The sequence below is a fragment of the Streptomyces mobaraensis NBRC 13819 = DSM 40847 genome (assembly GCF_017916255.1).
In the GTDB taxonomy this organism is placed as follows: domain Bacteria; phylum Actinomycetota; class Actinomycetes; order Streptomycetales; family Streptomycetaceae; genus Streptomyces; species Streptomyces mobaraensis.
The window spans coordinates 1,449,427-1,461,971 of sequence record NZ_CP072827.1 but is presented as its reverse complement, the minus strand read 5'-3'; the positions used below and the strand labels follow the sequence as shown (position 1 = coordinate 1,461,971).

The 12,545-nt window shown below is 74.1% G+C and carries 11 protein-coding genes and 1 pseudogene; 10 read left to right on the top strand and 2 right to left on the bottom strand.

The window, feature by feature from the left end; genetic code table 11:
* The first annotated feature begins 55 nt into the window (after positions 1-55).
* The 4 genes from J7W19_RS05780 to J7W19_RS05765 all read left to right on the top strand — a co-directional run bounded on the left by J7W19_RS05780 (position 56) and on the right by J7W19_RS05765 (position 5,214).
* Positions 56-1,423 carry a glutamine synthetase family protein gene (locus J7W19_RS05780; RefSeq protein ID WP_004944269.1) on the top strand — a complete coding sequence of 456 codons (1,368 nt, stop codon included), beginning with the start codon at positions 56-58 and terminating at the stop codon, positions 1,421-1,423.
* An 11-nt stretch (positions 1,424-1,434) separates the two neighbouring features.
* Positions 1,435-2,790: an aldehyde dehydrogenase family protein gene (locus J7W19_RS05775; protein WP_004944271.1), complete on the top strand. Its 1,356-nt coding sequence runs from the start codon at positions 1,435-1,437 to the stop codon at positions 2,788-2,790.
* Positions 2,791-3,041: 251 nt separating this feature from the next.
* Positions 3,042-3,824 carry a 3-oxoacyl-ACP reductase gene (locus J7W19_RS05770; protein ID WP_004944274.1) on the top strand — a complete coding sequence of 261 codons (783 nt, stop codon included), beginning with the start codon at positions 3,042-3,044 and terminating at the stop codon, positions 3,822-3,824.
* A gap of 109 nt (positions 3,825-3,933) precedes the next feature.
* Positions 3,934-5,214 (top strand): HAD family hydrolase, encoded by a 1,281-nt coding sequence (locus J7W19_RS05765; protein WP_004944275.1) that lies wholly within the window; start codon positions 3,934-3,936, stop codon positions 5,212-5,214.
* A gap of 28 nt (positions 5,215-5,242) precedes the next feature.
* Here the strand turns inward: J7W19_RS05765 and J7W19_RS05760 are convergent, their stop codons facing one another.
* Positions 5,243-6,460, bottom strand: coding sequence for an amino acid deaminase/aldolase (locus tag J7W19_RS05760; RefSeq protein ID WP_004944276.1), 1,218 nt, complete (start codon positions 6,458-6,460; stop codon positions 5,243-5,245).
* Positions 6,461-6,682: 222 nt separating this feature from the next.
* Here J7W19_RS05760 and J7W19_RS05755 point away from each other — a divergent pair, with 222 nt between their 5' ends.
* From J7W19_RS05755 to J7W19_RS05740, 4 genes and pseudogenes are all read left to right on the top strand, one after another.
* Positions 6,683-7,528 carry a hypothetical protein gene (locus J7W19_RS05755; RefSeq protein ID WP_004944278.1) on the top strand — a complete coding sequence of 282 codons (846 nt, stop codon included), beginning with the start codon at positions 6,683-6,685 and terminating at the stop codon, positions 7,526-7,528.
* A 293-nt stretch (positions 7,529-7,821) separates the two neighbouring features.
* Positions 7,822-8,937, top strand: coding sequence for a type VII secretion-associated serine protease mycosin (gene mycP, locus J7W19_RS05750; protein ID WP_004944279.1), 1,116 nt, complete (start codon positions 7,822-7,824; stop codon positions 8,935-8,937).
* Between the two features lie 179 nt (positions 8,938-9,116).
* Positions 9,117-9,851: an SseB family protein gene (locus J7W19_RS05745; protein WP_004944281.1), complete on the top strand. Its 735-nt coding sequence runs from the start codon at positions 9,117-9,119 to the stop codon at positions 9,849-9,851.
* Positions 9,852-9,952: 101 nt separating this feature from the next.
* Positions 9,953-10,639 (top strand): annotated as a pseudogene (locus J7W19_RS05740) (MIP family channel protein); the annotation flags it as partial.
* Between the two features lie 185 nt (positions 10,640-10,824).
* Here J7W19_RS05740 and J7W19_RS05735 read toward each other — a convergent pair.
* Complete coding sequence (locus J7W19_RS05735) at positions 10,825-11,208, bottom strand: DUF1844 domain-containing protein (RefSeq protein ID WP_040889653.1); 384 nt, start codon at positions 11,206-11,208, stop codon at positions 10,825-10,827.
* A gap of 355 nt (positions 11,209-11,563) precedes the next feature.
* Here J7W19_RS05735 and infC point away from each other — a divergent pair, with 355 nt between their 5' ends.
* Positions 11,564-12,202 (top strand): translation initiation factor IF-3, encoded by a 639-nt coding sequence (gene infC / locus J7W19_RS05730; protein ID WP_078588007.1) that lies wholly within the window; start codon positions 11,564-11,566, stop codon positions 12,200-12,202.
* Positions 12,203-12,338: 136 nt separating this feature from the next.
* Complete coding sequence (rpmI, locus tag J7W19_RS05725; RefSeq protein WP_004944288.1) at positions 12,339-12,533, top strand: 50S ribosomal protein L35; 195 nt, start codon at positions 12,339-12,341, stop codon at positions 12,531-12,533.
* Positions 12,534-12,545: the final 12 nt, after the last annotated feature.

Here is a 12,545-nt window from a genome sequence, read left to right as displayed (position 1 = left end):
TACCTTAAGACCTCCGGTCGCACCGCACGGACCGCACCGACAGGGAGGCTCACCTGTGGCAGACCGCACGCCCCCGCTCAGCGTCGACGAGCTCCGCCGGCTCGTCGACGCCGGGGAGACCGACACCGTCGTCCTCGCCTTCACCGACATGCAGGGGCGGCTCCAGGGGAAACGGTTCGCTGCCCGCTTCTTCCTCGACGACGTGCTGGAGAACGGCACCGAGGGCTGCAACTACCTGCTGGCCGTGGACGCCGACATGAACACCGTCGACGGCTACGCCATGGCCTCCTGGGAACGCGGCTACGGCGACTTCGCGATGCGCCCGGACCTGTCCACCCTGCGCCGCACCCCCTGGAACCCGGGCACCGCCCTGGTCACGGCCGATCTCACCTGGCACGACGGTTCCCCGGTGCTCGCCTCGCCCCGGCAGATCCTCCGCCGCCAGCTCGACCGGCTCGCCGAGCGCGGCTGGACCGCCCAGGTGGGCACGGAACTGGAGTTCATGGTCTTCAAGGACTCCTACGAGGAGGCGTGGAACGGCGGCTACCGGGGGCTCACTCCCGTGAACCAGTACAACGTGGACTACTCCGTCCTCGGTACCGGCCGGGTCGAGCCGCTGCTGCGTCGCATCCGCAACGAGATGGGCGCCGCCGGACTCGTCGTCGAGAGCGCGAAGGGCGAGTGCAACCTCGGCCAGCACGAGATCGCGTTCCGCTACGACGAGGCCCTCGTCACCTGCGACCAGCACTCCGTCTACAAGACCGGCGCCAAGGAGATAGCCGCCCAGGAGGGCATGGCGCTCACCTTCATGGCCAAGTACGACGAGCGCGAGGGCAACTCCTGCCACATCCACCTCTCGTTGCGCGACGCGGCCGGGCGGCCGGTGCTCGCCGACGACGACGGCCCGTACGGCATGTCGGACACCATGCGGCACTTCCTCGCCGGGCAGCTCGCCGCGCTGCGGGAGTTCACCCTCCTCTACGCGCCCAACATCAACTCCTACAAGCGGTTCCGCCCCGGCTCCTTCGCCCCGACCGCCGTCGCCTGGGGGCCGGACAACCGCACCTGCGCCCTCCGCGTCGTCGGCCACGGCCGCTCCCACCGTTTCGAGAACCGCCTCCCCGGCGGCGACGTCAACCCCTACCTCGCCGTCGCCGGCATGATCGCGGCCGGACTGCACGGGGTGGAGAACGAGCTGGAGCTCCCCGAGGTGTGCACCGGCAACGCCTACGCCGGTGACGCCCGGCACGTTCCCGCGACACTCCGCGAGGCGGCGGAGCTGTGGGAGGGCAGCGCCCTGGCCCGGGCCGCGTTCGGGGACGAGGTGGTCGAGCACTACCTGACCATGGCCCGGGTCGAGCAGGAGGCGTACGACACCGCCGTGACGGACTGGGAGCGCTACCGCTCCTTCGAGCGCATGTGAGGGACGGAACCGTGCTGCTGGAAGTTCTCAACCCCGCGACCGAGGAGGTCGTCGCCACCGTCCTCGCCGCCACGGCGGAGGACGTGGACGCGGCCGTCCGGAGGGCCGCCGAGGCGCAGCGCGGCTGGGCCGCCCTCGCCCCCGGCGACCGTGCCAGGCTGCTCCGCCGCTTCGCCGGCGTCGTCGACGCGCACCTGGAGGAACTGGCCCTGCTGGAGGTCCGCGAGGCCGGGCACCCGGTGGGGAGCGCCCGCTGGGAGGCCGGCAACGTCCGCGACCTCCTCGACTACGCGGCCGGCGGCGTCGAACGGCTCACCGGCCGGCAGATCCCGGTGGCCGGCGGCCTGGACGTGACCTTCCACGAGCCGCTCGGCGTCGTCGGCGTCATCGTCCCGTGGAACTTCCCCATGCCCGTCGCCGCCTGGGGCTTCGCCCCCGCCCTCGCCGCCGGCAACGCCGTCCTCCTCAAACCGGCCGAGACCACGCCGCTCACCGCGCTGCGGCTGGCGGAGCTGGCCCTGGCGGCCGGACTGCCGGAGGGACTGCTCCAAGCCCTCCCGGGGACCGGCCCGGAGGCCGGGAACGCGCTCGTCGAGCACCCCGGCGTCGCCAAGATCGTCTTCACCGGTTCCACGGGCGTCGGCAAGCGGATCATGGCGAAGTGCGCCGAGCGCGTGAAGCGGGTGACCCTCGAACTCGGCGGCAAGTCCGCCAACATCGTCTTCGCGGACGCGGACGTCGAGCGCGCCGCCGCGACCGCCCCCGGCTCGTTCCTCGACAACACCGGCCAGGACTGCTGCGCGCGCAGCCGCATCCTCGTCCAGCGCCCGGTGTACGACCGCTTCATGGAGCTGCTGGAACCGGCCGTCCGGTCCGTCGTCGTCGGCGACCCCGCCGACCCGGCCACCGGGATGGGCCCGCTGATCTCGGCGGCCCACCGGGAGCGGGTCCGCTCGTACGTCCCGGAGTCTGCGCCCGCGGCGATCCGCGGCGACGCCCCCTCGGGGAAGGGGTTCTGGTACCCCGCCACGGTGCTGGAGGGCTCCGCCGGGGACCGGGTGGCGCGCGAGGAGGTCTTCGGGCCCGTCGCCGTCGTCATCCCCTTCGAGGACGAGGACGAGGCCGTGCGGATCGCCAACGCGACGGACTACGGGCTGTCCGGGTCGCTCTGGACGCGGGACGTCTCGCGGGCGCTGCGCGTGTCGCGGGCCGTCGCGGCCGGGAACCTGTCCGTCAACTCGCACAGTTCCGTGCGGTATTGGACGCCCTTCGGGGGGTTCAAGCAGTCGGGGCTGGGGCGGGAGTTGGGGCCCGATGCGGTTGCCGCGTTCGCGGAGGTGAAGAACGTGTTCGTTGCTGTGGAGTGAGGGTGCCCCGGACCCGCCCTTTCTCCGTTTCCTGGGGCTGCGCCCCAGACCCCCCCTTTTCGCGGCTTCGCCGCTCGTCCTCAAACGCCGGACGGGCTGAAAAATCAGCCCGTCCGGCGTTTGAGGACAACCGCGCGGAGCGCGGTTTCGGGGGTGCGGGGGCAGAGCCCCTGCAAGAAACGGTGAAAGGGCGGGACCGGGGCACCAGCCCGCCGCAGGCACCACCCACCACCCACGGAAAGGGAACCCTCGTGTCCGACACCCCCACCTGCCGCCGCCTCCCCGGCCGAACGGCCGTCATCACCGGCGCAGCCGGCGGCATCGGCCTCGCCACCGCCCGCCGCCTCGCGTCCGAGGGCGCCAACGTCGTCTGCGCCGACGTCGACGAGAAGGCGGGCCGGGCGGCCGCCGAAGAAGTCGGCGGCCTGTTCGTCCGCACCGACGTCACCGACGCCGACCAGGTCGAAGCCCTCTTCAAAGCCGCGAACGACACCTACGGCTCGGTCGACATCGCGTTCAACAACGCCGGCATCTCCCCGCCCGACGACGACTCGATCCTGACCACCGGCCTCGACGCCTGGAAGCGCGTCCAGGAAGTGAACCTCACCTCCGTCTACCTGTGCTGCAAGGCGGCGCTGCCGTACATGCGCGCCCAGGGCAAGGGGTCGATCATCAACACCGCGTCGTTCGTCGCGGTGCTGGGCTCGGCGACGTCGCAGATCAGCTACACCGCGTCGAAGGGCGGTGTGCTGGCGATGTCCCGGGAGCTGGGGGTGCAGTTCGCGCGGGACGGGATCCGGGTGAACGCGCTGTGCCCGGGGCCGGTCAACACGCCGCTCCTCAAGGAGCTGTTCGCCAAGGATCCGGAGCGGGCCGCGCGGCGCCTGGTGCACGTGCCGGTGGGCCGGTTCGCGGAGGCGGAGGAGATCGCGGCGGCCGTGGCGTTCCTGGCGAGTGACGACGCGTCGTTCGTGAACGCGGCGGAATTCCTGGTGGACGGGGGGATCTCCGGGGCGTATGTGACCCCCCTGTAGCCATCGGCGCTCCGCCTGTAAGGTCCATGATCAGACGCCGGAGCCGGACGTTCCCGTCCGGCCCGGGCGTGTGTCCTGCCCTTTCAGCACCGAGCACCGAAGAGTACGCATGCGCACGAAGTACGCCATCGCCGCCGGCTTCCTGGTCACCGCAACCCTCGCCACCTCGGCGCCGACCGCGGGCGCGGCCCCGGCGGCGCACGGCGCCCGGACCGCGGCCCACTGTCCCCAGCTGGACAAGAACATCTCCTGGTTCGGCACCAACCGCGCCAAGCTCCAGCGCATGATCGACGAGCGCGGCACCTGTTCGGGCCGGACCGGCCCCCGTCCCGTCGCCGCGTTCGACTGGGACAACACCGTCGTCAAGAACGACATCACCGACGCCACCCTCGCCTGGTCGCTCAAGCACGACAAGATCCTCCGGCCGAAGAGCTGGAAGGACACCAGCAAGTGGCTGACCCCGGCCGCCGACCGGGCCCTCACCGCCGCCTGCGGCACCTCCGTGCCGGCCGGCAAGCCGCTGCCGACCTCGAAGAACACCCGCTGCGCGGACGAGATATTCGAGATCCGCGAGAAGTCGAAGACGATGGCCGGCGAGGCGGCGTTCGCGGGCGACTGGAACCACCGCCGTACCGTTCCCGCGTACGCCTGGATCCCGCAGCTGTTCTCCGGCCACACCCCGGCCGCGCTCTCCTCCTTCGCCCGCAAGGCCCGCGCCGAGCAGCTCGCCGCGCCCGTGGGCAGCAAGCAGACGGTCGGCACCCACACCATCGCCGGCTACGTCCGCTACTACGACCAGCAGAAGGACCTCATCCGGACGCTCAAGGCGGCCGGTTTCGACGTCTACATCGTCTCCGCCTCCTCCGAGCCCATCGCCGAGGCCTGGTCCGGCGGCGTCGGTCTGGACCGCGCCCACACCATCGGCATCCGCAGCATCGTCAAGAACGGCCGCCTCACCGCGGGCATCAAGGGCTGCGGCGACGTCAAGGACGGCATGGGCGAGGCCCTGCCGTACATGGACGGCAAGCGCTGCATGATCAACGAGCACATCTTCGGCATCAAGGGCGCCAAGGCGTGGCAGCAGCAGGACTTCCGGCACCGCATCGCCCTCGGCGCCGGTGACGCCGACACGGACGTCACCTTCGTCGGCGACGCCACCGGCGCCCACCTGGCGATCAACCGCAACAAGGCCGAGCTGATGTGCCGGGCGTACGACAACGAGGACGGCCGCTGGGTCGCCAACCCGATGTTCATCGACCCGATGCCGCGCAAGACCGGCACGTACCCCTGCGCCACGGCCGGTTACACCCGTCCCGACGGCACCCTCGCCCCCGTCCGCCGCACGGACGGCTCGGTGATCCCGGACCAGACGGACACCGCGGCCCTCTGACAGGCCGCCGGTGTACCGGGGTCAGGGGTCAGAGAAACGTCTTTCCCTCACCCCGGTACGTCGGCACCGTCGCCACCACCCGGTCCCCGTCGATCAGGTGCAGGCCGGCGAAGCGCTCGCAGAGTTCGCCGGCCTTGGCGTGGCGGAACCACACCTTGTCGCCGACGAGCAGGTCGTCCGCCGGGGCGCCGAGCAGCGGGGTCTGCACCTCGCCGGCGCCCTCCTGGCGGGTCAGGCGCAGGCCCGCCGGGAGGTGGGGGACGGGCAGCCGGTCGCGGCCGGACGGGCCGGAGGCGGGCAGGCCGCCGCCCAGGACGGTGACGACGCCGAGGCCCGGCCGGCGGACCACCGGCAGGGCGAACAGGGCGGCCGGGCGGCCCGTGAAACCGGTGTAGTGGTCGAACAGGCGCGGCTGGTACAGCCCCGACCCCGCCGCCACCTCCGTGACCGCCGCCTCGGCCGCCGTGTGGTGGACGCTGCCCGTCCCGCCACCGTTGACGAACTCCAGGTCCGCGACGGCCCGGACCGCCCGGACCGCCTCCGCCCGGCGCACCGCCAACTCCCGCCGGGACACCGCCTGCAGCAGCCGGACCGCGCGGGAGCGCAGCGGGCGGCCCGCCACCGCGTCCCCCACCCCCGCCACCTGCGCCTCGTACGCCATCAGGCCCACCAGCCGGAAACCGGGCCGGCGGACCACCGCGCGGGCCAGCGCCACCAGCCGGGCCGGATCGTGCAGCGGCGAGCGCAGGGCGCCCACGCGGACGCGGCCGGCCAACAGGCGGAGGGACGTGTCCAGTTCGAGACACACCCGTATCTCCTCGCGTCCCGTCCGGGCCGCGTCGATCAGCGTGAGCTGCGCCGGGTCGTCCACCGTGACCGTGACCGCGCGGGCGAGCCGCGCGTCGGACGTCAGCTCGGCGAACCCGGCGCGGTCCGCGGACGGGTAGGCGAGCAGCACGTCGGCCACGCCCGAACGGGCCAGCCACAGCGACTCGGCGAGCGTGTGGCTCATCACCCCCGCGAAGCCGTCCCGCTCCAGCACCCGCTCCAACAGGGCCCGGCAGCGCACCGACTTGCTGGCCACCCGGACCGGCTTGCCCCGCGCCCGGCGCACCAGATCCGCCGCGTTGGCGTCGAACGCCCGCAGGTCGACGACGGCCAGCGGGGCGTCGAGGTGCGCGGTGGCCCGGTCGTAGCGGGCCCGGTCGGCGAAGGCGCCGGTGGCGTGGGCGAAGGCGGGCGTCATGGCGCGCAGCTTGCCAGAGCGGATTACCCCTGGGTAGGGGTGTGCGCGGCGGAGCGGGAACCCCGGTGGATGGCCTCCGGCGCGGCGTGCCCGTAGAGTGACGCGCGCCGTGGATCACCACGGCCGCGTACAGCGCGGGGAGGCCGGGCCCGGCGGCAACCGGCCCGCCCCGCAGGGCAGTCGAGAGGCGGACGACAGGTCGTCCGGGCGGGGGAGCGCAGGGTGGGCACCGAGGCGGAACGGCTCCGGATGCCCGCCCCCGTCCCCGTCCCCGTGGCCCTGCCGCCGCGTCCCGCTCGTCCCCCGTCCGTTGCCGGATCGGGGCGTGCCGGGCGCGGGGCCGCCGCGGCCGTCTGCGCGATCCTCGGCGCGGGGCTCCTCGGCGGCGCGGCGGCGGGCGGCTGGCTCACCGCCCGGCCGCCGGAACGGACCGTCGCCGAGGCCGCGTACGCCCGCGCGGCCACCGTCTGGGAGACCGTGCCGGTCGACCGCCTCTTCCCGCCCGCCGTGCACGACGCGACCGCCGGGCCCGGCGGCGCGTCCCGCGACTGGATCCGGCTGGGCGTGGCCCCCGACACCGGCTGCGCCGACGCCTTCGACCCGGCGCTCGCCCTCGCCCTGCGCCCGGCCGGCTGCACGCGGCTGCTGCGCGCGACGTACGCCGACGCCACGTCGTCGAGCGTCACCACCGTCGGGCTGCTCGTCACCGAGGCGGACGCCGACGGCATGCGCGCGCTCCACGACCGGTTCGCCGCCGAACGGCTCGACGAGCGGCCGGACATGCTGCCGCGCCCGTACGCCCCGTCCGGCACCCCCGCCGAGCGGTTCGGCGAGGCGCAGCGCGCCAGTTGGCGCGTCGGTGTGCTCACCGACCTGCCGGTCGTCGTCTGGTCGGTCAGCGCCTTCGCCGACGGCCGTCCCGTGGCCCGCCCCGAACCGGCCGCCCGCGCCGTCGCCCCCACCGCCACCACGGCCCCCGCCGAAGCGGGCCTCGGCCACGACGCGACGGCGCTGGCCGCGCACGTCGAGCGGGCGTACCGGGCGGCGGCGCGCGGGGGCGCGCGATGAGCGCGGCGGGGGCGGGGCGGGAGCCCGGCCGTCCGGGCTCGCGGTCCGGAGCGGCACGCGCCGCGGTGGCCCTTCGTCCGGCCGCGAGCGGTGCCCGCGCCGCAGCGGTCGGAGCGCGGCCGGGCCGGTGGCTCTCCCGGGGCGGTCCCCGGCCCAGGGGGGTCCCGCACGTCGCGCGGTCCCTCCGCGCCGCCCTCCGCGGTCCGGGACGCGGGCTCGGCGCCCGGCGGCCCGCCTCCGCAAGGCGTGGCACGCGCCGCGCGGCAGCCGCTCTCGCGGCCGTTCTCACCATCGTGGGCGCCGCCCCCGCGCGCGCCGACGCGATCCGGGTGCAGGAGTGGGCCCTGGACGCGCTGCGCCTCCAGGAGGCGTGGCGGACCACGCGCGGGGCCGGGGTGACCGTCGCCGTCCTCGATACCGGCGTCGACGCCGGCCACCCCGACCTGCGCGGCCGGGTGCTGCCCGGCAAGGACCTCGTCGGCTTCGGCGCCCGGCGCGGCGACCGGACCTGGGCGCGGCACGGCACCGCCATGGCCGGGATCGTCGCGGGCCGCGGGCACGGGTACGGCGACGGCGACGGGGTGCTGGGCGTCGCCCCCGAGGCCCGGATCCTGCCCGTGCGCGTCATCCTGGAGGAAGCCGACCCGGCCCGCGCCCGGGCGCGCGGCGCGCGCGGCGGCGCGCTCGCCGACGGCATCCGCTGGGCCGCCGACCACGGCGCCGACGTCATCAACCTCTCCCTCGGCGACGACAGCGCCACCGCCCACCCGGACGCCGGCGAGGACGCCGCCGTCCGCTACGCCCTCGCCAAGGGCGCCGTCGTCGTAGCCTCCGCCGGCAACGGCGGCCGGGACGGCGACCACGCCTCCTACCCGGCCGCGTACCCCGGCGTCATCGCCGTGACCGCCGTCGACCGGAACGGCGGCCGGGCCGCCTTCTCCACCCGCCGGTGGTACGCGACGCTCAGCGCGCCGGGCGTCGGTGTCGTCATCGCCGATCCCGACCGGCGCTACTACGAGGGGTGGGGGACGAGCGCCGCCGCGGCCTTCGTCTCCGGGACGGCCGCGCTGCTCCGCTCCGCTCATCCCGGGCTGGCTCCGGCCGAGGTGCGGCGGCTTCTCGTGGCGAGCGCGCGGAACGTGCCGGCTGGGGGGCGGAGTGACGAGCTCGGGGCCGGGGTGGTGGATCCGGTGGGGGCGCTCGCTCTGGCGGCTCGGCCCCTGCCCGACACGTCGGGGCCGGTGGGGGTGGCGCCGCGGTACTTCGGGGCGGGGCCGGGGGCTCGGCGCTCTGCCGTGCCGGATCCCGGGCCGGGGGCTCCGGTGCTGGGTGCCGGGGCCGCGGGGGTGGTTCTGCTGCTGGCCGCGGGGGTGCTGAGGTGGCGCCGGGGGCGCGTGGGGTGCCCCTGACCCGCCCTTTCGCCGTTCCTTACGGGGGGCAGGCCCCCGTACCCCCAAAACCGCGCTCCGCGCGGTTGTCCTCAAGCGCCGGACGGGCTGAAGCCGGCCCCCCGCAAGAGCCACCCGGCCCCCACCCCCAGGCCGAACCCCCACCCTGAGCACCGTTCGCCTGCCGATACCCTCGACCCGTGGCCCTCAAGAACATCCCGGACCCCGGTTTCTCCGACGACGACGGCTCCGCCGACCCCGTACTCGCCGAGGCGCTCGCCGCCTGGGCCGCCGATCGGGCGGCGGAGGGGCGGGTGCTGGCCGCGCTCAAGGACGCGCGGCTGCTGGTGCCGGTGGTGGCCGTGCTGGGGGAGGTGGAGACCGGGCCGGACGGGCTGAAGCGGGAGAAGACCAGCGACATGGCCGTCCCCACCCTCCAGGCGCCGGACGGGCGCCGGGCACTGCCCGCGTTCACGTCGATGGAGACGCTCCACCGCTGGCGCGCCGACGCCCGGCCCGTCGCCGTCCCGCTGCACCAGGCGCTCCAGGCCGCGGCGCACGAGAAGGCCGACACGATCGTCGTGGACATGGCGGGACCCGTCACCTACCCGCTGACCGGCCGGGCACTGCTCGCCCTCGCCGAGGGCCGGACCAGCACCGACCCGCTCGCCGACCCCGCCGTCGCCGACGCCCTGCGCGGGCTGCTGGCCGCCGAGGACGGAGTGCTCAGGGCGCACCTCGTCCCCTCCGGCGACGCGGACGGGACGCTGGCGCTGGCGCTCGCCGACGGGGCCGCGCCCGCCGACGTGGCCCGGCGGATCGCCGGGGCCCTGGCCGCCGACGAGGTGCTGCGCGCCCGGCTGGTCCGCGGCCTCGACCTGGCCCTGCTGCCGGTGGGCGCCGAGGTGCCCGGGGAGCCGCTGTTCAGCCGCTGAGCGGCGATCTTTCGACAGGCGCCCCGGAGCGGACCGTCCGACAATGCGAGGACAGTCCACGAGATCCCCGGGAGGACGCCATGGACGCGAAGCTGGACCCCATGAAGCTGGACCCCGTGGAGACACGGACGGTCGCGGCCGAGTTCCTCGGCACCCTGCTGCTGGTCTTCTTCGCCGTGGGGTCCGCCGTCCTCGCGGCGGACTACATCGGTGCCCTGGGCATCGCGCTGGCGTTCGGGTTCACCCTGATGGCCCTGGCCTACGCGCTGGGGCCGGTCTCCGGCTCGCACCTCAACCCGGCGGTCACCCTCGCCATGCTGCTGGAGGGGCGCATCGCGCTGCGCACGGCCATCGAGTACTGGATCGCGCAGATCCTCGGTGCCATCGTCGGCGCCGCGCTGCTGCTCCTGCTGGCCAAGCAGGTCCCGGGGCTCAGCACCGACGGGACGTTCGGCAGCAACGGGTACGGCGACCGGTCGGCGGTCCACATCAACACCGGGGGCGCGTTCCTCGCCGAGGTCGTCCTGACGTTCCTGCTGGTCTTCGTCTGGCTCGCGGTGACCCACAAGGTGGCGGTGGTCGGCTTCGGGCCGCTGGCGCTGGGCTTCACCCTGGCGCTGGTCCACCTCATCGGCGTCCCGCTGACCGGCGCCTCCGTGAATCCGGCGCGGAGCCTGGGGCCGGCCATCTTCGCCGGCGGAGACGCGTTCTCCGAGGTGTGGCTGTTCCTCATCGCGCCGCTGATCGGCGCCGCCCTGGCCGCCTTCGTCCACCAGGTCGTCCAGCCGCGCGGCGCGCCCGTGCTGATCGCGGACGAGCGGGCCATCGGCGGCCACCGGGCCTACGAGCTGCCGCCCGACACCGCCGAGGTCGAGGCGGGGCGGCGCCGGCCCCCGGAGCCCCCGGCGGGCCAGGGCGGCCGGGGCGGTTCCACGGACGGCCCCAACCCGCCGGTCGGGCTCTAGGCGACGGCTCAGCCGAACACCGGGCCCGTGTACTTCTCGCCCGGCCCCTGCCCCGGCTCGTCCGGCACCACCGACGCCTCGCGGAAGGCGAGCTGGAGCGACTTCAGGCCGTCGCGCAGCGGTCCCGCGTGGAAGTTGCTGATCTCGGTGGCGCTGGCCGTGACCAGCCCGGCCAGGGCGGTGATCAGCTTCCGGGCCTCGTCCAGGTCCTTGTGCTGGTCGCCCTCCTCGGCCAGACCGAGGTTGACGGCCGCCGAGCTCATCAGGTGCACCGCCACGGTGGTGATCACCTCGACCGCCGGGACGTCGGCGATGTCGCGGGTCATGCTGTCGAAGTCGGGGCCGGCCTCGGAGGAGCCGGAGGAGCCGGCGGAGGGGGTTGCGTCGCTCATGGCGGACACGATACGTCCCGGGGGAACACGGGTTCGCCGCGGGTTTTGTCCTGGGTTAGCACCCCCGCACCCCTGCTGGTAGAGTGGTGGATCGACCGGTCGGACATCTGCGTGCCCGACCCACAAGTGGAGGCTCCGCACTCCCACCTCGCCGGCTCACGGTCGGCAGGTCTCCGGTCAGACGGTCACCATCGTTCCGTACGGACGATGGAACCGTCCGATAGCCCCACGGGTGCACCGTGGCGGTGTTCCGGTTGCAATGGAGCCCCGCCTGTGTCCCGTCCGGGGCATTTTTTGATGCGTCGGCGCGGTTGGTCTTACGAAAAGACGTTACGCGGCAGCCCGCCAGGCGGCCGTGTGGTGCTACCGAGGAGGATCCATCAGCGCCGAGCCCCGCATCAACGACCGGATTCGCGTTCCCGAGGTGCGACTTGTCGGTCCCAGCGGCGAGCAGGTCGGCATCGTGCCGCTTGCCAAGGCCCTGGAGCTTGCGCAGGAGTACGACCTCGACCTGGTCGAGGTGGCGGCCAACGCCCGCCCGCCGGTCTGCAAGCTCATGGACTACGGGAAGTTCAAGTACGAGTCGGCCATGAAGGCCCGTGAGGCGCGCAAGAACCAGGCGCACACGGTCATCAAGGAGATGAAGCTCCGGCCGAAGATCGACCCGCACGACTACGACACGAAGAAGGGTCACGTCGTACGGTTCCTCAAGCAGGGCGACAAGGTCAAGATCACGATCATGTTCCGTGGTCGCGAGCAGTCCCGGCCCGAGCTGGGCTACCGACTGCTGCAGCGGCTCGCGGAGGACGTCCAGGAGCTGGGCTTCGTCGAGTCCAACCCCAAGCAGGACGGCCGGAACATGATCATGGTTCTCGGTCCGCACAAGAAGAAGACCGAGGCGATGGCCGAAGCCCGCGAGGCCCAGGCCGCCCGTAAGGCCGAGCGCCAGGGCGGTTCGGGTGCGGACGCCGCCGAGGAGCCCGCAGAGGCGTGAACACCGGGGGCTGATGCCCGTCAGCCCCGGTTCACCGCCGGTGCCGCCAGGCCCCGGACAGCAAACGAACAGAGCTGACGCTCCCATGCGCCCGCACCACGGGCGGGGAGCGCCACCGACGAGGAGATACGGCGCGATGCCGAAGAACAAGACGCACAGCGGTGCCAGCAAGCGCTTCAAGGTCACTGGCTCCGGCAAGGTCCTGCGCGAGCGTGCCGGCAAGCGCCACCTGCTCGAGCACAAGTCGTCCCGTCTGACGCGTCGCCTCACCGGCAACGCCGAGATGGCCCCGGGCGACGCCAAGAAGATCAAGAAGCTTCTCGGCAAGTGACGTACCGCGCCC

Coding starts and splice junctions, on each gene's coding strand:
- J7W19_RS05760 (WP_004944276.1), bottom strand. CDS start 6,460: ATGACGCCCGCCTTCGCCCACGCCACCGGCGCCTTCGCCGACCGGGCC.
- J7W19_RS05765 (WP_004944275.1), top strand. CDS start 3,934: ATGCGCACGAAGTACGCCATCGCCGCCGGCTTCCTGGTCACCGCAACC.
- J7W19_RS05735 (WP_040889653.1), bottom strand. CDS start 11,208: ATGAGCGACGCAACCCCCTCCGCCGGCTCCTCCGGCTCCTCCGAGGCC.
- rpmI (WP_004944288.1), top strand. CDS start 12,339: ATGCCGAAGAACAAGACGCACAGCGGTGCCAGCAAGCGCTTCAAGGTC.